At 65.4% G+C, this 18,128-nt stretch carries 15 protein-coding genes; 9 read left to right on the top strand and 6 right to left on the bottom strand.

What is annotated here, in order from left to right; translation table 11 throughout:
• Positions 1 to 71 precede the first annotated feature (71 nt).
• On the top strand, positions 72 to 3,446 hold the full coding sequence (locus ACQR1E_RS10180) for a hybrid sensor histidine kinase/response regulator (RefSeq protein ID WP_316195115.1): 3,375 nt from the start codon (positions 72 to 74) through the stop codon (positions 3,444 to 3,446).
• Positions 3,436 to 4,353: a response regulator transcription factor gene (locus ACQR1E_RS10175; RefSeq protein WP_315750850.1), complete on the top strand. Its 918-nt coding sequence runs from the start codon at positions 3,436 to 3,438 to the stop codon at positions 4,351 to 4,353. Before ACQR1E_RS10180 ends, ACQR1E_RS10175 begins: the two co-directional genes overlap by 11 nt.
• 217 nt (positions 4,354 to 4,570) lie before the next feature.
• On the opposite strand, the gene ACQR1E_RS10170 is transcribed toward ACQR1E_RS10175, so the two are convergent.
• Positions 4,571 to 6,073, bottom strand: a complete 1,503-nt coding sequence (locus ACQR1E_RS10170) for a flavin-containing monooxygenase (protein ID WP_315750821.1) — start codon at positions 6,071 to 6,073, stop codon at positions 4,571 to 4,573.
• Between the two features lie 110 nt (positions 6,074 to 6,183).
• Complete coding sequence (locus ACQR1E_RS10165; RefSeq protein ID WP_409999278.1) at positions 6,184 to 6,954, bottom strand: S1 family peptidase; 771 nt, start codon at positions 6,952 to 6,954, stop codon at positions 6,184 to 6,186.
• Positions 6,955 to 7,044: 90 nt separating this feature from the next.
• Here ACQR1E_RS10165 and ACQR1E_RS10160 point away from each other — a divergent pair, with 90 nt between their 5' ends.
• On the top strand, positions 7,045 to 7,680 hold the full coding sequence (locus tag ACQR1E_RS10160; RefSeq protein WP_315750818.1) for an HAD-IA family hydrolase: 636 nt from the start codon (positions 7,045 to 7,047) through the stop codon (positions 7,678 to 7,680).
• An 89-nt stretch (positions 7,681 to 7,769) separates the two neighbouring features.
• On the opposite strand, the gene mtnA is transcribed toward ACQR1E_RS10160, so the two are convergent.
• From mtnA to ACQR1E_RS10145, 3 genes are all read right to left on the bottom strand, one after another.
• A complete protein-coding gene (gene mtnA, locus ACQR1E_RS10155; RefSeq protein ID WP_315717039.1) occupies positions 7,770 to 8,876 on the bottom strand; it encodes an S-methyl-5-thioribose-1-phosphate isomerase in 1,107 nt (368 codons plus the stop codon).
• A gap of 11 nt (positions 8,877 to 8,887) precedes the next feature.
• On the bottom strand, positions 8,888 to 9,763 hold the full coding sequence (locus ACQR1E_RS10150; protein WP_316165677.1) for an S-methyl-5'-thioadenosine phosphorylase: 876 nt from the start codon (positions 9,761 to 9,763) through the stop codon (positions 8,888 to 8,890).
• 90 nt (positions 9,764 to 9,853) lie between these two features.
• Entirely contained in the window at positions 9,854 to 10,126 is a 273-nt protein-coding gene (locus ACQR1E_RS10145; protein WP_315717167.1) for a phosphopantetheine-binding protein, read from the bottom strand.
• Positions 10,127 to 10,468: 342 nt separating this feature from the next.
• On the opposite strand from ACQR1E_RS10145, the gene ACQR1E_RS10140 reads away from it, so the two are divergent.
• The 3 genes from ACQR1E_RS10140 to ACQR1E_RS10130 are packed head-to-tail and all read left to right on the top strand — an operon-like array spanning position 10,469 to position 13,621.
• Positions 10,469 to 11,695 carry an acyl-CoA dehydrogenase family protein gene (locus ACQR1E_RS10140; protein WP_316185581.1) on the top strand — a complete coding sequence of 409 codons (1,227 nt, stop codon included), beginning with the start codon at positions 10,469 to 10,471 and terminating at the stop codon, positions 11,693 to 11,695.
• Between the two features lie 42 nt (positions 11,696 to 11,737).
• A complete protein-coding gene (locus tag ACQR1E_RS10135; protein ID WP_316169882.1) occupies positions 11,738 to 12,700 on the top strand; it encodes an amino acid--[acyl-carrier-protein] ligase in 963 nt (320 codons plus the stop codon).
• 39 nt (positions 12,701 to 12,739) lie between these two features.
• Positions 12,740 to 13,621, top strand: coding sequence for an acyl-CoA acyltransferase (locus ACQR1E_RS10130; protein WP_434896983.1), 882 nt, complete (start codon positions 12,740 to 12,742; stop codon positions 13,619 to 13,621).
• A 1-nt stretch (position 13,622) separates the two neighbouring features.
• Here ACQR1E_RS10130 and ACQR1E_RS10125 read toward each other — a convergent pair whose 3' ends face one another.
• Positions 13,623 to 14,510 carry a branched-chain amino acid aminotransferase gene (locus ACQR1E_RS10125; protein ID WP_434896982.1) on the bottom strand — a complete coding sequence of 296 codons (888 nt, stop codon included), beginning with the start codon at positions 14,508 to 14,510 and terminating at the stop codon, positions 13,623 to 13,625.
• 141 nt (positions 14,511 to 14,651) lie between these two features.
• Between ACQR1E_RS10125 and ACQR1E_RS10120 the strand changes: the two genes are divergently transcribed.
• The 3 genes from ACQR1E_RS10120 (at position 14,652) to metA (ending at position 18,055) form a co-directional block, all read left to right on the top strand.
• Positions 14,652 to 15,608 (top strand): alpha/beta hydrolase, encoded by a 957-nt coding sequence (locus ACQR1E_RS10120; RefSeq protein ID WP_434896981.1) that lies wholly within the window; start codon positions 14,652 to 14,654, stop codon positions 15,606 to 15,608.
• 149 nt (positions 15,609 to 15,757) lie between these two features.
• Entirely contained in the window at positions 15,758 to 17,062 is a 1,305-nt protein-coding gene (locus ACQR1E_RS10115) for an O-acetylhomoserine aminocarboxypropyltransferase/cysteine synthase family protein (protein ID WP_434896980.1), read from the top strand.
• 12 nt (positions 17,063 to 17,074) lie between these two features.
• A complete protein-coding gene (metA, locus tag ACQR1E_RS10110) occupies positions 17,075 to 18,055 on the top strand; it encodes a homoserine O-succinyltransferase MetA (RefSeq protein ID WP_316191837.1) in 981 nt (326 codons plus the stop codon).
• Positions 18,056 to 18,128 lie beyond the last annotated feature (73 nt).

Below are 18,128 nucleotides of genomic sequence, written 5' to 3'. Positions count from 1 at the left end.
AGGCTCTGCGTAAGTCTTGCGAGGGGCAGGACGAGCGTGCGGACAAGCGCTCGCGGGTGAGGAGTTCGAGAGTGGCAGGGCGGCAGCGGATCGACCGCGTCAGGCGCCAATACAACCAGTGGGTCGCCAACCAGACGTTGGAGGACTATGCGCTCCGTTTCACGGCCAAGAGCGCACGGCGCTGGTCGGCCGCCCGCGTCGCCAACACCGCGCTGGGCGCGATCTCGTTCCTCGCACTCGAGGCCATCGGCGGCACCATTACGCTGAACTATGGCGTCACCAACGCGACCGCCGCGATCCTGGTCGCCAGCGTCATCATCTTCTGTTGCGGCCTGCCGATCGCCTATCATGCGGCCAAATGCGGCATCGACATCGACCTGCTGACCCGCGGCGCCGGCTTCGGCTATATCGGCTCGACCGTCACCTCGCTGATCTACGCGTCGTTCACCTTCATCTTCTTCGCCATCGAGGCGGTCATCCTGGCTTCGGCGCTGGAGATGTGCTTCGGCATTCCCCGGCCGATCGGCTATCTCATCAGCGCCGTCGTCATCATCCCGCTCGTCACCTACGGCATCACCCTGATCAGTCGCTTCCAGCTATGGACGCAACCGCTATGGGTCGTGCTGCACATCCTGCCCTTTGCCGCAATCGCCTATGCCAGCCCGCACTCCTTTGTCGAATGGCAGCAGTTTCCCGGCGAGCACGGCGATCCCATGGGCCATCTCGATCTGGCGCTGTTCGGGACCGCGGCGGCGGTCGTGTTCTCGCTGGTCGCCCAGATCGGCGAGCAGGTCGACTTCCTGCGCTTCCTGCCGCGCGACAGCCGCACATCGAAGCGCTCGTGGTGGATCGCGCTGCTGTCGGCTGGCCCCGGCTGGATCGTGCTCGGGGCACTGAAGCTGCTGGCAGGCTCGTTCCTCGCCTTTTTCGCGCTGAGCCACGGAGTCTCCGCCGACCACGCAGCCGAACCCGCGCACATGTATCTGGAGGCGTTCCGCTATGTCTTGGCCCGGCCGGACCTGGCGCTTGCGTTGACCGGCACCTTCGTGATCGTCTCCCAGATCAAGATCAACGTCACCAACGCCTATGCCGGCTCGATCGCCTGGTCGAACTTCTTCTCGCGTCTGACGCACAGCCATCCGGGGCGCGTCGTGTGGCTGGTGTTCAACGTCGTCGTCGCGCTGCTGCTGATGGAGATCGGCGTCTACAAGGCGCTGGAGCAGACGCTGGCGCTGTACTCCAACATCGCGATCTCCTGGGTCGGCGCACTAGTGGCCGACCTCGTGATCAACAAGCCGCTGGGCCTGCGCCCGCCGCAGATGGAGTTCAAGCGAGCCCATCTCTACGACATCAACCCGGTCGGTGTCGGCGCGATGACGATCGCGACGATCGTCTCGATCAGCGCCTTCTATGGCCTGTTCGGGCCGACCGGAAAGGCACTGTCGACCTTCGTCGCGCTCGGCGTCGCGCTCGTCACCGCGCCTGCGATCGCCTATCTGACCGACGGCAAATACTATCTGGCACGCAAGCCAAAGCGGAGCTGGCAGAACATCGAGCGGATCCAATGCTGCATCTGTGAGCATCAGTTCGAGCCGGAGGACACCGCCTCTTGCCCGGCCTATGCGGGTCCGATCTGCTCGCTGTGCTGCTCGCTCGACGCCCGCTGCCACGACCTGTGCAAGCCGCACGCGCGGGCACAGGCGCAGGTCGCAGCGGCGCTCAGCGGCATGCTGCCAGAGTCGTTGCTGGCCAAGATCAACTCGCAGCTCGGTCACTATGTCGGTGTATTTCTGACATCGGCCGGGCTCGTCGCACTGACGCTCGGCATGATCTATCTGGAGACCTCGGCGGCGCTCCCGGGCTTCAAGGGCATCATCTCCGACGTGCTGTGGAAGGTGTTCTTCGCCCTGTCCATCATCATCGGCGTGGTGACCTGGCTGTTCGTGCTGGCGCAGCAGAGCCGTCGCGCCGCCGAGGCCGAGACGCGCCGGCAGACGCAGCTGTTGATTCAGGAGATCGAGGCGCACAAGCGCACTGACGCCGAGCTGCAACGCGCCAAGGAGGTGGCGGAGTCGGCCAATCTCGCCAAGAGCCGCTATGTCGTCGGCCTCAGCCACGAGCTGCGCTCGCCGCTGAACGCGATCTCCGGCTATGCGCAACTGCTCGAGCAGGACACGAGCCTTGCACCGAAGCCGCGGGACCAGGTCCGCGTCGTCCGCCGCAGCGCCGATCATCTGTCCGGCCTGATCGACGGCATTCTCGATATTTCCAAGATCGAGGCCGGGCGACTTTATCTGTCGCGCGACGAGGTCCGCCTGAGCGAATTCCTCGATCAGCTCGTGGGCATGTTCCGATTGCAGGCTGCGGCGAAGGGCGTCGACTTCGTGTTCAAGCGGCCTGCCGTACTGCCGCTGGTCGTCTATGCCGACGAGAAGCGGCTGCGCCAGATCCTGATCAACCTGCTGTCGAATGCCATCAAATTCACTGGGGAAGGCAGCGTCCAGTTCGTCGTGCATTATCGGAGCCCGGTGGCCGAATTCGAGGTGATCGACACCGGTCCGGGCATCCAGCCTGACGATCTGGAGCGCATCTTCGCGCCCTTCGAGCGCGGCGCGCTCGGGGTTGCGCAGCCGCAGACAGGTACGGGGCTCGGCCTGACGATCAGCCGTCTGCTCGCCGGCGTCATGGGCGGCGACATCAAGGTCGTGAGCAAAGTCGGCGCGGGCAGCACGTTCAAGGTCAAGATCCTGCTGTCGGAGGTCACCAACCCGACACGGCATCCACCGGTGAAGGCGCCGGTGGCCGGCTATCTCGGGCCGCGCAGGACGATTCTGATCACCGACGATGATCCTGTGCATCGCGACCTCCTGCGCGAGGTGCTGACGCCGCTCGGCTTCATCCTGCTGAGCGCGCCCGACGGTCCCGCCTGCCTCGCGCTTGCACAACATTGCCAGCCGGATCTGTTCGTTCTGGACATCTCGATGCCCGGCATGGACGGCTGGACAGTGGCCGAGACCTTGCGCAACAGCGGTCATCATCAGGCCCGGATCCTGATGACATCTGCGAGCGCGCTCGAAGCGCACGGCCGGCCGTTGGCGCAACCATTTCACGACAGCTACCTGATGAAGCCGATCGACATCCCAAGGCTGCTGGAGGCGATACGTCAATTGCTGAAGCTCGAATGGAGCTACCAGACCGATATCCCCGTGGTTTCGCCACGCTGGCGGCCGGACACCGGATCCAGGCCCCCGCTCAACTATGTCGAGGAGTTGATGAGCCTCGGCCAGATCGGCTACATCAGGGCCATTCAGCTCAAGCTCGACGAGATCCGCAATGCGCATCCGGAGCATGCCGACTTCGTCGCACATATGCGCACGCTCGTTGACCGCTTCGATCTCGATCAGTACATGGCAACTCTGAAGACCTTGCATGCCTATGAGCACTGACAGCAGGAAGCGTGACGTCGCGCTGGTGGTCGACGACTCGCCAGAAACGCTTCGGCTGCTCACCGACGCGCTGGATAGCGCCGGCATGACCGTGATGGTGGCGCTCGACGGCGCGGCCGCGATGCGCATCGTCGACCAGATCACGCCGGACATCATCCTGCTCGACGCGGTCATGCCGGGCATGGACGGCTTCGAAACGTGCCGCAAGCTGAAGCGCGAGGCCGGCCTCTCCAACGTCCCCGTGATCTTCATGACCGGGCTCGCCGATACCGAGCATATCGTGAAAGGACTGGAGGCCGGCGGCGTCGATTACGTCACCAAGCCCATCGCGGTCTCGGAAATGCTGGCGCGCATCCGCGTGCATCTCGCGAACGCCCGGATGACGCAGAGCGCGCGCGCCGCACTCGATGTCTCCGGCCGCTTCCTGCTTGCCGTCAACCGTGAGGGACGGCTGATGTGGGCAACGCCGCAGGCGCAGAAGCTGCTGTCGGACAGTCTTGGCACCGCCGACGACCTCGTGCTGCCGGAGGCGCTGCGGCTGTGGCTGGATCAGGCGCAGAACGGCAAGGGCGGTGCGAAGGCCGCCGCTTCGATCCCGGATCATCCCGAACTGCGCCTCTACTACATGGGCGGAGCCGGGCCCAACGAGTTCCTGCTGCGGCTCGCCAAGGAGTCCTCCGGTGAGCTGCCCAAGGAGTTCTCCAGCGAGTTCGGTCTCACCACGCGCGAGGGCGAGGTGCTGTCATGGCTCTCCAAGGGCAAGACCAACCGCGACATCGCGCAGATTCTGGGACTGAGTCCGCGCACCGTCGACAAGCACCTCGAGCAGATCTACGCCAAGCTCGGCGTCGAGAACCGCACCGCCGCCGCGGCGGTCGCGACGGGGGTGACGCGGCGGGAGGGATGAGGCGGGCCGACCAGCGTGCCCCAACCATCACTGCCGTCCCGCGCAAGCCCTGCGGCGCGAAGCGCCGGCGGGCGCCGACCCGGGACCGATACCGCGTGATGCTGCTTGAGGCGGGACGAAAGTTGACGTTGTGCCCAACACACCTGCCGGTGGCTATGGACCCCCGCTTTCGCGGGGACGACGCCGTCTTTGGAGCGGCACGCCGGCCGTCAAAAGCTCACCCATACACGAACGCCGGATCATCCAGATCGATTGCCGGGATCTGGTCCTTCTCGCTCCAATAGTCCTGGCTGTGCTGCCACTCCGGCTTATCGCCGCGCTTGGGCAGCAGGTGCATGTTGCGCATCATGTAGCCGGGGTTGAAGTTCTCCGGGTCGATCCATGGCAGCAGCGGCATGTTGTGATCCTCCGGGCGCAGCGCCGGCACGACCTTGCTCACGCCTTTTTCCTTCATGTGCGCGAGCAGGCGGCACACGAAATCCGCGACGAGGTCCGTGCGCAACGTCCAACTGGCGCGGAAATAGCCGAACACCCAGGCTAGGTTCGGCACGCCGGTGAACATCATGCCGCGATAGGTCACGGTGTCGGCGAAGTCGAGCGGCTTGCCGTCGATCGAGAATGCGATATCGCCGAGCACGCAAAGATCGAAGCCGGTCGCGGTGACGATGATGTCGGCCTTGAGCTCGTCGCCGGACTTCAGCTTGATGCCGTCTTGCGTGAACCGCTCGATCTCGTCGGTCACGACCGAAGCCTTTCCGCTCTTGATGCCTTCGAACAGGTCTGCGTCCGGTACGAAGGCGATGCGCTGCCGCCACGGACGGTAGCTCGGCGTGAAGTGCTTGGCGGTGTAGTCGGGTCCGAGGATGGCGCTGATCTGGCCGATCAGCTCCTTCTTCACCTGGTCGGGCTCGGTCAGGCAGCGCTTGGTGAACCAATCCTGTTCGAACAGGATCTTGCGCCTGACGATCTCATGGATCCATTCCTCCTTCACCTGCAGTCTCCGCAGCTCCTCGGCCAGCTCGATCGCATTGCGGCCGATGCGGAAGTAGGTCGGCGAGCGCTGCAGCATGGTCACGTGTGCGCATTGGCCCGCGATCGATGGCAGGATGGTCGCGGCGGTCGCACCGGAGCCGATGACCACGACCTGCTTACCCGTGAGATCGAGATCCTCGGGCCACACCTGCGGATGCACGATGCGGCCCTTGAACTCCGCCATGTCCGGCCACTCCGGCGTGTAGCCCTTCGAGTGGCGGTAGTAGCCCTGGCACATCCAGAGGAAATTCGTTGTAAAGGTGGCGGGCTGCTGATCCCTGCCCTTCACCGCCTGCACCGTCCAGAGACCGGTCGCGCTCGACCAGCTCGCCGACACGATGCGGTGGCCATAGCGAATGTGCCGGCCGAGATCGTTCTCCTCGATCACGTCACCCATGTATTTGAGGATCTCTTCCGCGGTCGCGATCGGCGGCCCGACCCATGGCTTGAAGCTGTAGCCGAACGTATGCAGGTCGCTGTCGGAGCGGATGCCGGGATAGCGGTGCGTCCGCCAGGTGCCGCCGAAGCTGTCCTGGCTCTCCAGGATCACGAAACGCTTGTCGGGCATCTGCCTGCTCAGCTGATAGGCGCTGCCGATGCCGGAGATGCCGGCGCCGACGATCAGCACGTCGAAGTGTTCGGTCGCGTGCGAGGACGCGGCCTCCCGGATGGGCGCGATGACGTTCATGTGAGTCCCTGGGCTTTGGTCTTGATGGTGTTTCCTCGCGTGACAGGCTGAACCCGATCACGACGATGGTCAACCCGCGACGGCGAGCCGCAACCCAGCCCTGAACGATCTCAATTTCCGCTGAGCGGCATGCCCCATTGCCGCGCGATTTGTGCGACCCAATCGCGATATAGCGTGAGCGGCGTGACGCCGGTCATGCCGCCGCAGCCGGCGCCGAGATTCGGTCCGGTCGACCATGAGATGACGCCGATCAGCACCTGACCCCGCGGCTGCGTCTCGAACGCAGGGCCGCCGGAGTCGCCGGTACATCCGCCCAGTCCGGACCGCGCGCCTTGCGTCGCCGGATCGACCAGCCGGATTTGCAACGTGCCTGGCTTGCCCGTCGCAACCAACGCCGCCCCACGCACCACGCCGCCGCTCTTGCCGTCGCCGGGAATCGCGACGCCGATCCCTGCGACCGTGAACGCGTTGCCGGCGGCAAGCGGCGGCTGCGGCACGCCGAGCGCCACCGGCACGCGCGCGTCCGCGGGCGCCTCCAATTCCAGCAGCGCGACATCGGCGGTGGCACGATGCGCCAGGATGGCCTGCACGCTGAAGCTCGGATGCACCGCCACCCTCCGGACCGTCTTGAGAACCGGCTTGCGGTCACGATCGTATTCCACGATGCGGTAATCGAGCCCCGGCTGCACGCAATGTCCGGCGGTCAGCACCAGCTTCGGAGCAATCAGCGCGCCGCTGCAAAAATTGCCGCGCGAGCCGACGATCGTGACCACGGAGCGGCCGATGCCGTCATTCAGCGCCGGCGCGTTGCCGACGATGGCAAGGATTGGCGATGGCGCGAGCAGGACGGCGGCTGCAATGATTGCGTGAGACGGCTTCATCGCGGCAGCAATAGCGGCTGCCGCCGAGGTCGCCAAGTGCGGCGTCCCGTGCTAGCGATCATCCAGGGATCGAGCGAGGACGGGACTGACATGGTCGAGGCGGTGATCTTTGATTTCGGTGGCGTGATGACGACATCGCCGTTCGAGGCATTCGCGCGGTTCGAGAAGGAGCGCGGCTATCCCGTCGACATCATCCGCAACACCAATGCTGCCAACCATCTCGAGAACGCCTGGGCGAAATTCGAGCGCGCCGAAATCGACCTCGAGACGTTTGATAGGTTGTTTGCCGAGGAGTCGCTGGCACTCGGTGGCGCAGCGGTCAGCGGGCGCGAGGTGCTGCCGCTGCTCGCCGGCGATCTCCGGCCCGACATGGTCGAGGCCCTCCGCCGCATCAAGGCGGAATGCAAGACCGGCTGCATCACCAACAATCTCCCGGCGAACGCAACCGGCAGCCAGGGCGGCCGCTCGTTGTACGTCGCGGAAGTGATGGTGCTGTTCGATCACGTGATCGAATCGGCCAAGATCGGGCTGCGCAAGCCCGATCCCCGGATCTACCAGATGATGACCGAGACGCTCGGAGTCAGCCCCGCGGACTGCGTCTACCTCGACGATCTCGGCATCAACCTGAAGCCGGCGCGCGAGATGGGCATGACCACGATCAAGGTCGTCAGCGCATCGCAGGCGATCGCGGAGCTGGAAGCGGCGACGGGATTGAGCCTGCGCTGATCATCATTGCGCGGCGAACTTGCGCCGAAGCAATCCAGAGGCTTCGTGGGATTCTTGATTGCGTCGCTGCGCTCGCAACGACGCTGATCTCAATAGTTCGTCTGTTTGGCCCGCTCCGGAAAAGCCGCCGCCAGTGCTGCGCCGTCGGCCCGCAGCACGCCACGCTCGGTGATCAGCCCGCTCACCAGCCGGGCCGGGGTGACGTCGAAGCCGTAGTTCGCGACTGGCGATCCCGGCGGCACGATGCGCACGGTCTCGATGCGGCCGTCGGCGGTGCGGCCGGTCATCTCGGTCACCTCCTGCGCACTGCGCTGTTCGATCGGGATCTGCCGTCCCTCGGCAACGGCAAAGTCGATCGTGGGCGACGGCAGCGCGACATAGAACGGCACACCATTGTCATGCGCGGCCAGCGCCTTCAGATAGGTGCCGATCTTGTTGCAGACGTCGCCATTGGCGGCGACGCGGTCGGTGCCGACGATGGCGAGATCGACCATCCCATGCTGCATGAGATGGCCGCCGGTGTTGTCCGGGATGACGGTATGCGCCACGCCGTGATGCCCGAGTTCCCAGGCAGTCAGCGAGGCGCCCTGATTGCGCGGCCGGGTCTCGTCGACCCAGACATGGATCGGAATGTCGCGATCGTGCGCGAGATAGATCGGCGCGGTCGCCGTGCCCCAATCAACGGTCGCAAGCCAGCCGGCATTGCAGTGGGTCAGCACGTTCACGACTTCGCCCGGCTTCTTGCGCGCCGCGGCCGCCTCGATCAGCGCGAAGCCGTGCGCGGCGATGCCCTGGTTGATCGTGACGTCCTCGCCGGCAATGTCGACGGCGCGGGAATAGGCCGCATCGCGACGCTCCGACGGCGCCAGCCGGCGCAGCATGGTGCTCATCGTGTCGAGCGCCCATTTCAGGTTGATCGCCGTCGGCCGCGTCGCGATCAGCATCTCGTAGGCGCGGTCGATGCCGGGATCGGAGCGGTCGTCGCGCATCGCCAGCGCCATGCCGAACGCGGCGGTAGCGCCGATCAGCGGCGCACCGCGGACCAGCATGCCGCGGATCGCGTCAGCGGCCTCCTCGCATGTCGTGATCTTCGCCACCACGAACTCGTGCGGCAATCGGCGCTGATCGATCGCGCAGACCGACCAGCCGTCGGAGTCGAGCCAGATGCTGCGATAGTGCCGTCCGTCCACCTTCATGTTCGCCCCCCTCAGCCGCGCAAGATACGGCCTGCGACCGCATCGAGCTTCTTCAGAAGCTCGGGATCGCGCGCCTCCGGCGCAGTGATCAAGGCTGTGTCGAGCGCACGGTCGGAGCCGATCGGGCACGGTTCGTGCTCGCGCGGAAACTCGCGGGCGAGCCGCGCCACCAGTGATTTCGCCTTGTCGGCGTTGGTGGTGAGCACGCGAATGATATCCTGCACGGTGACGGCGTCGTGATCCGGATGCCAGCAGTCGAAGTCGGTCACCATCGCGACCGTCGCGTAGCAGATCTCGGCCTCGCGGGCGAGCTTCGCCTCCGGCATGTTGGTCATGCCGATGACCGAATAGCCTGACGCCTTGTAGGTCATGCTCTCGGCATAGGTCGAGAATTGCGGCCCCTCCATGCAGACATAGGTGCCGCCGCGCACGATCGCGATGCCTTCCGCCTCGGCCGCCGCCGCCAGATGAATGCGCAACCGCGGCGAAACCGGATGCGCCATCGACACGTGGGCGACGCACCCCTTGCCGAAAAACGAGCTCTCGCGCTTGTAGGTGCGATCGACGAACTGATCGACCAGCACGAAGGTGCCCGGCGGGAGCTCTTCCTTGAACGAGCCGCAGGCCGACAGCGACACCAGGTCGGTGACGCCAGCGCGCTTCAGCACGTCGATGTTGGCGCGATAATTGATGTCGGAGGGGGACAGCCGGTGTCCCTTGTCATGGCGCGGCAGGAACACGATCGGCAGGCCCGCGATCGTCCCCCGGCGTACCGGCGCCGACGGCTCACCCCAGGGGCTCGCGATCACCTCTTCGCGGGCATCTTCCAGTCCCGGCAGATCATAGATGCCCGAGCCGCCGATAATGCCAAGCACAGCCTTCGTCATGACGTCCCCATCTCCAACGGAGACGAGAATGCCAGCTTTGCGACGAATTGAAAACAGCGACGCGATGATCCGTGGGGCGTGGCAACTGGATCAGGCAGCCTTGGCTGCCGCCAGCTGACCGCTCACCAGACGCTCCAGCGTGGCGACAGACTGGAAGTTCTCCGGCGTGATCAGCTCCTGCGGAATGGTGAAATCGAACTCCGCCTCAAGCGCCAGCATCAGGTTGACCATGTCCATGGACGTCAGCCCGATGTCGACGAGCTTTGCATCCGCCGTCACGTCGGCGGCCGTGGCGTTCTGCGCGAGGATATCGCGCACGAGCGCCACGATCCTGTGACTGACATCGACATCGAAACTCGGCATGGGGACCTCTTCACTCGCGGCTTGTTCGGGCACGTCGGATCTGATCGACGCTCGCGCAGGGAGATAATGCAATTCGGCGTCGAAAGAGTTACGCCGCATCCCGTTCCAAATCTGAACTCGTCTTAACGCTAACGGCTTGGTCCAGAATTCTCGGACCAAAACAACCAGGAATTAACCCCCACCCGTCGATGGCGCGGCGTTTACCCTGAATTTCGTCGACGTATTTGAATCAAATCCATACCCTGCGTGCAGCCCAAAGAAGGCGCAGTGCATCTGTCCTGATCTTGCGAGGACGCACGTGCCGATCTCTCAACGAGACAAAATCCGGAGTATCGATCGGTCATGACTCTCCAGGGAACCGCGCTTCGAAACCCGATCCCCGACGACGGCGAGAGCCTCCTGCTCGATCGCAGCGACCTGTTCCTGCAGCGGACCGCCGCTGTTGCCGCGCGGGCCGCCGCGGAAGCCGACGAGGTCGACCGTGACGGCCGCTTCCCCAAGGCCGCAATCGATGCGTCACGCGAGCACAAGCTGCTCGGGATGCAGATTCCGGTCGAGTTCGGTGGCTTCGGTGCCTCGATTCACGACATTGCCGATGCCTGCTATGCGCTCGGCCGCGCCTGCGCCTCCAGCGCCATGATCTTCGCCATGCACCAGACCAAGGTCGCCTGCCTCGTGCGTCACGGCCGCGGCAGCGCCTACATGGAATCCCTGATGCGCCGTATCGCATCCGAGCAGCTGCTGATGGCCTCGTCCACCACCGAGGGACAGAACGGCGGCAACATCCGCGCAAGCGCTGCGGCCGTCGGCCACGAGAATGGCCGCATCTCGCTGAAGCGCGACGCCACGGTCATCTCCTATGGCGCGGAAGCCGATGGCCTCGTCACGATTGCACGGCGCGCCGACGGCGCCGCCGCCTCCGATCAGGTGCTGCTGGCGCTGACCAGGGACGACTACACGATCTCGCGCACCCTTGGCTGGGAAACGCTGGGCATGCGCGGCACCTGCTCAACAGGATTCGCGCTCGAGGTGAGTTGTCCCTCCGACCGCATGTTCACCGAGCCCTATGAGCGCATCCACGGCCAGACGATGACGCCGTTCGCACATCTGTGCTGGTCGTCGGCCTGGGCCGGCATCGCTGCGGCTGCCGTGGAGCGCGCTCAGCGCTTCCTGCGCAAGGCCGCACGCGGCGCCGGCGGACAGATGCCGCCGGCAGCTGCGCATTACACCGCGGCGAAGATGGCGCTGGCCCGGCTGCGCGCAATGATCGTCACCAACATGGATGCCTTCGTCGCCCATGAGTATGACGAGCGGGCGCTGGGTTCGCTCGACTTCCAGTCCTCCATCACGCTATTGAAGGTGCAGGCCTCTGAACTTGCCGTCGAGACCGTGATGCATGCCATGCGCGCCTGCGGTCTCTCGGGCTATCGCAACGACGGCGAGTTCTCGATCGGCCGCCACCTGCGCGACGTTCTGTCGGCGCCGATCATGATCAACAACGACCGTATTCTCGCAAACATTGCCACGGCCAACTTGATGAGCACGGTACCGACTTCGCTCCATGAATGATCGCGCCGATTGCAGCCATTGCCTCGACCCAGGATTTGCACAATGACGATTCCCGTTCTCCCGCAGTCGCCCGAGATTGCACCCCAGCCGGCCGACGCGCTCGATCATCTGACCGGCGCGCTGTTCCATCGCATGGGCGCGGATGGCGTCTATGCGCGGACCGCGCTGTATGAAGGCGTGGTGGAGCGGCTCGCGACGCTCATCACGCGGCATCGCGAGCCCGGCACGGAGGTCATGCGCTTTCCGCCCGTCATGAGCCGCGCCCAGCTCGAAAAGTCGGGCTATCTGAAGAGTTTCCCCAACCTGCTCGGCTGCGTCTGCGGCCTGCACGGCACCGAGCGGGACATCCATGAAGCCGTGGCACGGTTCGACAAGGGCGGCGACTGGACCACCTCATTGTCACCAGCCGACCTCGTGCTGTCGCCCGCGGCCTGCTATCCGGTCTATCCGATCGCGGCGAGCCGCGGCGCGCTGCCGGTCGGCGGCCTGCGCTTCGACGTCGCGGCCGATTGCTTCCGCCGCGAGCCGTCGCGTCATCTCGACCGCCTGCAGTCGTTCCGGATGCGCGAATATGTCTGTATCGGCACGCCCGACGACGTCTCGGCATTCCGCGACCGCTGGATGGTAAAGGCACAGGCGATTGCGCGCGATCTCGGCCTGTCGTTCCGCGTCGATCATGCCAGCGACCCGTTCTTCGGCCGCGTCGGCCAGATGAAGGCGGTCAGCCAGAAGCAGCAGGCGCTGAAATTCGAGCTGCTGGTGCCGTTGCGCTCGGAGGAGCAGCCCACCGCCTGCATGAGCTTCAACTATCATCGCGAGCATTTCGGCACCACCTGGGGCATCGACGATGCCGACGGTGCGCCGGCGCACACCGGTTGCGTGGCCTTCGGCATGGACCGCCTGGCAGTCGCGCTGTTCCACACCCACGGCATCGATCCGGCGCGCTGGCCGTCGCGCGTGCGGGAAGCGCTGCAGTTCGAGCGCCAGGCAAGCACCGTCGGCTGACGCCACCAAGCCGCCGGCGAGGGATCGGCAGACCATCTCATGAGCGCGCTCCAGCCACCGATCCGGTGCCGCGAGATCGGAGCCTCCGATCTGGACGCGGTCGCCGATCTCTTGGCGCGCGGCTTTCCCCGGCGCCCCCGCCGCTATTGGTCGAGCGGCCTGCAGCGGCAGGCCGCGCGCCCGACGCCCGAGGGCTATCCGCGCTACGGCTACCTGCTCGAGCAGGGCGGCAATGCGGTCGGCGTCCTGCTGCTGATCTACAGCAATCGAGGCACACCAGCGCAGCCCCGGATCTGGTGCAATCTCTCGAGCTGGTATGTCGAGCCGGCGTTTCGCAACTACGCGACGATGCTCACCGCGATCGCCCAGCGGCGGGCCGAGGTCACCTACGTCAACATCAGCGCCGCTCGCCGGACCTGGCCGATCATCGAGGCTCAGGGGTTTCGTGCCTATTGTCACGGCCTGTTGTTTTCCGTTCCGGTGCTCTCCGCTGCGGGCCAGGGCGCTCGAGTCCAACAGGTCGCGGCAGACGCGCGCGCTGTAGACGGCATTCCATCCGACGAAGCGGATCTGCTGATCCGCCACGCCGGCCATGGCTGTCTCAGCATCGTGGTCAGGTCGAAGCAGAGCAGCATTCCCCTGGTGCTGCAGCAGGCGCGCATCCGGCAAGGACGGTTCGCACTGCCCGCCATGCAGCTGATCTATTGCCGCGACATCTCAGACTATGTCGCCTGCGCCGGCGCCGTCGGCCGTTTCCTGCTGCTGCGGGGCCGCGTGTCCGTCATCGTCGACGCCAACGGACCGGTCGCCGGGCTGTACGGCGTCTACACCGAACGCCGCGGCCGCAAGTACATCAAGGGGCCGCAGCCGGCGCGGCTCGGCGATCTCAGCAACACCGAGCTTCCGATCTACGGGTCCTGACCTATGCCGCCGCCCTGGCCTGGTGCGCATAGTCCCAGTACAGCGTGCGCGCACGGCTGAACACCGGACCGATCGGCATCGTCCGCTCGTCGATGCGGATCACCGGCGCGACCTTGGCGAAGTTGCCCGATGAGAATATCTCGTCGGCGTTCAGAAAATCGTCATATCGAAGCGTCGTCTCGACCACACTGACGCCGTCGCCTCGCAGCAATTCGATCACGCGCTGTCGCGTGATCCCGTTGAGGAAGGTTCCGTTCGGCACCGGCGTGAAGACAACGCCATCCTTGACCATGAACACGTTGGCATTGCCGAACTCGGCGACATTGCCGAGCAGATCCAGCATCAGGCAATTGTTGAAGCCGCGCGAGGCCGCCTCGATCAGCGCGCGCGAATTGTTCGGATAGAGGCACGCCGCCTTGGCGTCGACCGGCGCGCATTCGGCCGTCGGCCGCCGGAACGGCGACAGCGTGATGGCGTTGCCCGTCGGCTGCGGCATCGGCGCCTCATAGATGCACAGGCACCAATTGGTGGTCTCGGGATCGAACAGGACACCACCGCCGGCGCCGTGCTGCGCCCAGTACATCGGGCGGATGTAGAGCTCGGCTCTTGCTGCGAAGCGCGCGACGCCCTCCCGCGCCAGCCCCATCCAGGTCTCGACGTCCACCACGGGCTTGAGCCGGAAATTGATCGCGGACTGATTCACGCGCGCGCAGTGCCGATCGAGATCGGGCGTCACGCCTTCGAATGCGCGCGCACCATCGAACACGGTCGATGCGAGCCACGTCGCGTGGGTCCGGACGCCCATGATCGGTGCATTGCCCTCGCGCCATTCGCCGTCGAAGAAGGTCCAGGTCTGCGAGTAACTGACAGGCTTGACAATGTGGGTCATGGCGGCGCTCCCGTTCGGCATCGATCGTATCTGCACTTCTGGCGTGAATATTTTAAGGATTTCCCGGTCGCGACCTGCCGCTCATGATCGATTCACTGCTGATGGGCACAATGCCCGATGCCTTGGTTAACTGGAGCTGTCATGCCGCTCGACCCTCGCGCCCAGCGCCTGCTTTCGATGGTGGCGGCCGTTGTGACGGAAAGCCGGGAGCCTCCGAGTCCCCGGCAACGTCGGCAGTCGCTGGCGAAGCTGATGCAGTTCGCGCGCAACGACTGCGGCGCCGTCATCACGCGGGACGGCGATTTCTCCGGTCCCTCCGGGCTGCTTCGTTATCGCCTGTATACGCCTGCAGCAGGCCTGGACGATACCGGGATGCCGCCCGGCTTCGTATACTTTCACGGCGGCGGTCTCGTGGCAGGCAGCATCGACACGCACGACAAGGTCGCCGCCGCGCTTGCCGCCGCCGCCGGCTGCCGGCTGCTCTCGATCGACTACCGTCTCGCTCCCGAGCACATGTTCCCCGCAGCAATCGAGGATGCGATCGCTGCGGTTCACTTCGCCATCGATCACGCGGCCGCGCTCGGCATCGACGGCAATCGCATTGTGATCGGCGGCGATTCCGCGGGCGCCACGCTCGCCGCCGCGGTTTGTCAGCAGGCTGCCGGCAGCACCGGTCTCAGGATCGCGCTGCAATGCCTGATCTGCCCGGTGCTTGATTTTTCCAACCCCTGGCCGTCGCGCGAGTTGTTCGGGACCGGCTATCTGATCGACAGGGCGACCTGGCAGGCCGACCTCGCCGACTATCTGGCCGGCGAGTCCGATGTCGCCAATCCCCTGATATCGCCCTTGTGCCGCGAGACGCTGGCTGGGCTTCCCCCCGCCGTGATCCACACCGCGGAGTTCGATCCGATGCGCGACGAGGGCAATGCCTATGCGGCACGGCTCACGGAGGCCGGCGTCACCGTCGCGCATGTCTGTCACGACGGCATGGTTCACAATTTCCACACCCTCGGTGCGATCCTGCCGCAGGCGAAGGTCGCACTGGATCTGGTCGGGCAGCAGATCCGGTCGCTCCTGCGTGTCCCTGTTGCGCGCTAATTCGAAGCTCTTCGGCCACATCTCGTTAGGGTTATTTCGTCGTTGTTGTCGCGAATTATTGCCCGCTTTACGCCTGCGCTCCTACAACGGCACCACTCGCGGAATACGAGCAGCTCGCCGCATTGATCGAGCGAGCGTGGAGATCGCCGATGCGCAACGAGACGATTGCAATCCACGCCGGCTATGAGCCCGAAGCGACCACCAAGGCCGTCGCGGTTCCGATCTATCAGACCGCCGCCTACGCCTTCGACAGCGCCGATCACGGCGCAGCGCTGTTCAATCTCGAAGCCGAGGGCTATCGCTACAGCCGGATCTCGAACCCGACCACGGCGGTGCTCGAGAAGCGCGTCACCGAGCTCGAGGGCGGCGTTGGCGCGCTCGCCGTCGGCACCGGGCAGGCGGCGCTTCACTTCGCATTCGTCAATCTTGCCGATGGCGGCGGCAATATCGTCTCGGTGCCGCAGCTCTACGGCACCACGCACACGCTGCTCGGTCACATCCTGCCGCGCCAGGGCATCACTGGACGCTTTGCCGAAAGCGATACGTCCGACGCCATCGAGCGTCTCATCGACGAAAACACCAAGGCGGTGTTCGCGGAGACGATCGGCAATCCCGCCGGCAATGTCTGCGACATCGAGGCGCTGGCGAAGGTCGCGCATCGCAACGGCGTGCCGCTGATCGTCGACAACACCGTCGCAACACCGATCCTGCTGCGGCCGTTCGATTACGGCGCCGACATCGCGGTGCATTCGCTGACCAAGTTTCTCGGCGGTCACGGCACGACGCTGGGCGGAATGCTGGTCGACAGCGGCAACTTCCCCTGGAAGGATCACGCCGACCGCTTTCCCGCCTTCACCCAGCCCGACGCGTCCTATCACGGGATGGTCTACACCGATCATTTCGGCCGCAGCGCCTATATCCAGCGCGCGCGCAGCGTCTATCAGCGGACCATGGGCGCGGTGCTGTCGCCGTTCAATGCCTTCCTGCTGCTGCAGGGCATCGAGACGGTCGCGCTGCGCATGGAGCGTCACGTCGAGAATGCACGCAAGGTCGCCGAATTCCTGCGCAACGATCCGCGCGTGGCATGGGTCAACTACGCCGGTTTCGCCGACAGCCGCTATTATCCCCTGGTCCAGAAATATCTCGACGGCCGGGCGTCGTCGCTGTTCACATTCGGGATCAAGGGCGGCATGGAAGCGGGCAAGGCGTTCTATGACGCCCTGAAGCTCGTCACACGGCTGGTCAATATCGGCGATGCGAAGTCGCTGGCCTGCCATCCCGCATCGACCACGCATCGGCAGATGCCGCCGGACGACCAGCGCAAGGCGGGCGTCCTCCCGGAGACGATCCGGCTGTCGATCGGCATCGAGCACGTCAGCGACATCATCGAGGATCTCGACCAGGCGCTCGCCCAGGCCTGCCCTCGCACGCGTCAGCTGGATGCGGCGGAGTAGAGCGATCAGCCGATGACCCTGCTGTTCGACCGACATCGCAGGATCGCGAGCCCTGCCCTCGCGCCCGCTGAATTCGACGACCGCGGCCGACGCCCGATCGAGCTTTCGATCGGCCTCGTCAACAACATGCCGGACAGCGCCCTGAAGGCGACTGATCTCCAGATCGGCCGCCTGCTGCGGCAGTGCGCGCCGCGGCACGTCCGCATCCGCCTGCACTGCTTCTCGCTGCCCTCCATCTCTCGCTCGCAGGCGGCCAGGAGCCACGTCGCCCAGTCCTACGCCGACATCGGGTCGCTCGATCGGCTCGGCATCGACGGCCTGATCGTGACCGGCGCCGAGCCTGTCGCCGCGGCCTTGCGCGACGAGCCCTATTGGTCGGACCTCGCCTCCGTGATCGACTGGGCCAGAACCAACACGCGCTCGACCATCTGGTCGTGTCTCGCGGCCCACGCGGCCGTGCTGCATCTCGACGACATCGAGCGGCAGCGGCTGGCGAGCAAATGCTCCGGCATCTTCGACTGCGTGAAGGTCCAGGACGACTGGCTCACGCACGGCATCCATTTGCCGCTTCAGGTGCCGCACTCCCGCCTCAACGCCGTCAACGAGCCGCTGCTGGCGGAGCGCGGCTACGACATCCTGACCCGCTCGGACGAAGTCGGCGTCGACATTTTCGCGCGCTCGATGCCGAGCCGGTTCGTGTTCTTCCAGGGCCATCCCGAGTATGACGCGCTCTCCCTGCAGCGCGAATACATGCGTGACATCGCGCGCTTTCTCGCCGGGCAGCGCGACGACTACCCGCGGCTGCCGAAATCCTATTTCAGCGCCGAGAGCGAGGCGGTGCTCAACGCGTTCGAGTGGCGGGCCAAGGAAAGGCGCGACCCGACGCTGGCGGCCGAGCTCCCGGGATTGACGCTGCGGCCCGATCTCGCCGCCGAAAGCGCCGCCCAGACGCTGTTTAGCAACTGGATCGGCCATCTCGGGCAAACCGGATAGCGCCAAGGCCCGCGTCCCATCGCAGCGATCGCGCAATGGCGCGCTATCTGTTAGATTGGCACGGCACACTTCG

This window comes from Bradyrhizobium sp. HKCCYLRH1030, assembly GCF_051168395.1.
Taxonomy (GTDB): Bacteria; Pseudomonadota; Alphaproteobacteria; order Rhizobiales; family Xanthobacteraceae; genus Bradyrhizobium.
This window is presented reverse-complemented; position numbering and strand designations above follow the sequence as displayed.

Excerpts from the sequence above, each read along its gene's own strand:
- ACQR1E_RS10170 (WP_315750821.1), bottom strand. The coding sequence starts at position 6,073 with ATGAACGTCATCGCGCCCATCCGGGAGGCCGCGTCCTCGCACGCGACC.
- ACQR1E_RS10120 (WP_434896981.1), top strand. The coding sequence starts at position 14,652 with ATGCCGCTCGACCCTCGCGCCCAGCGCCTGCTTTCGATGGTGGCGGCC.
- ACQR1E_RS10145 (WP_315717167.1), bottom strand. The coding sequence starts at position 10,126 with ATGCCGAGTTTCGATGTCGATGTCAGTCACAGGATCGTGGCGCTCGTG.
- mtnA (WP_315717039.1), bottom strand. The coding sequence starts at position 8,876 with ATGAAGGTGGACGGACGGCACTATCGCAGCATCTGGCTCGACTCCGAC.
- ACQR1E_RS10160 (WP_315750818.1), top strand. The coding sequence starts at position 7,045 with ATGGTCGAGGCGGTGATCTTTGATTTCGGTGGCGTGATGACGACATCG.
- ACQR1E_RS10140 (WP_316185581.1), top strand. The coding sequence starts at position 10,469 with ATGACTCTCCAGGGAACCGCGCTTCGAAACCCGATCCCCGACGACGGC.
- ACQR1E_RS10115 (WP_434896980.1), top strand. The coding sequence starts at position 15,758 with ATGCGCAACGAGACGATTGCAATCCACGCCGGCTATGAGCCCGAAGCG.
- ACQR1E_RS10130 (WP_434896983.1), top strand. The coding sequence starts at position 12,740 with ATGAGCGCGCTCCAGCCACCGATCCGGTGCCGCGAGATCGGAGCCTCC.
- ACQR1E_RS10135 (WP_316169882.1), top strand. The coding sequence starts at position 11,738 with ATGACGATTCCCGTTCTCCCGCAGTCGCCCGAGATTGCACCCCAGCCG.
- ACQR1E_RS10150 (WP_316165677.1), bottom strand. The coding sequence starts at position 9,763 with ATGACGAAGGCTGTGCTTGGCATTATCGGCGGCTCGGGCATCTATGAT.
- ACQR1E_RS10165 (WP_409999278.1), bottom strand. The coding sequence starts at position 6,954 with ATGAAGCCGTCTCACGCAATCATTGCAGCCGCCGTCCTGCTCGCGCCA.
- ACQR1E_RS10125 (WP_434896982.1), bottom strand. The coding sequence starts at position 14,510 with ATGACCCACATTGTCAAGCCTGTCAGTTACTCGCAGACCTGGACCTTC.
- metA (WP_316191837.1), top strand. The coding sequence starts at position 17,075 with ATGACCCTGCTGTTCGACCGACATCGCAGGATCGCGAGCCCTGCCCTC.
- ACQR1E_RS10175 (WP_315750850.1), top strand. The coding sequence starts at position 3,436 with ATGAGCACTGACAGCAGGAAGCGTGACGTCGCGCTGGTGGTCGACGAC.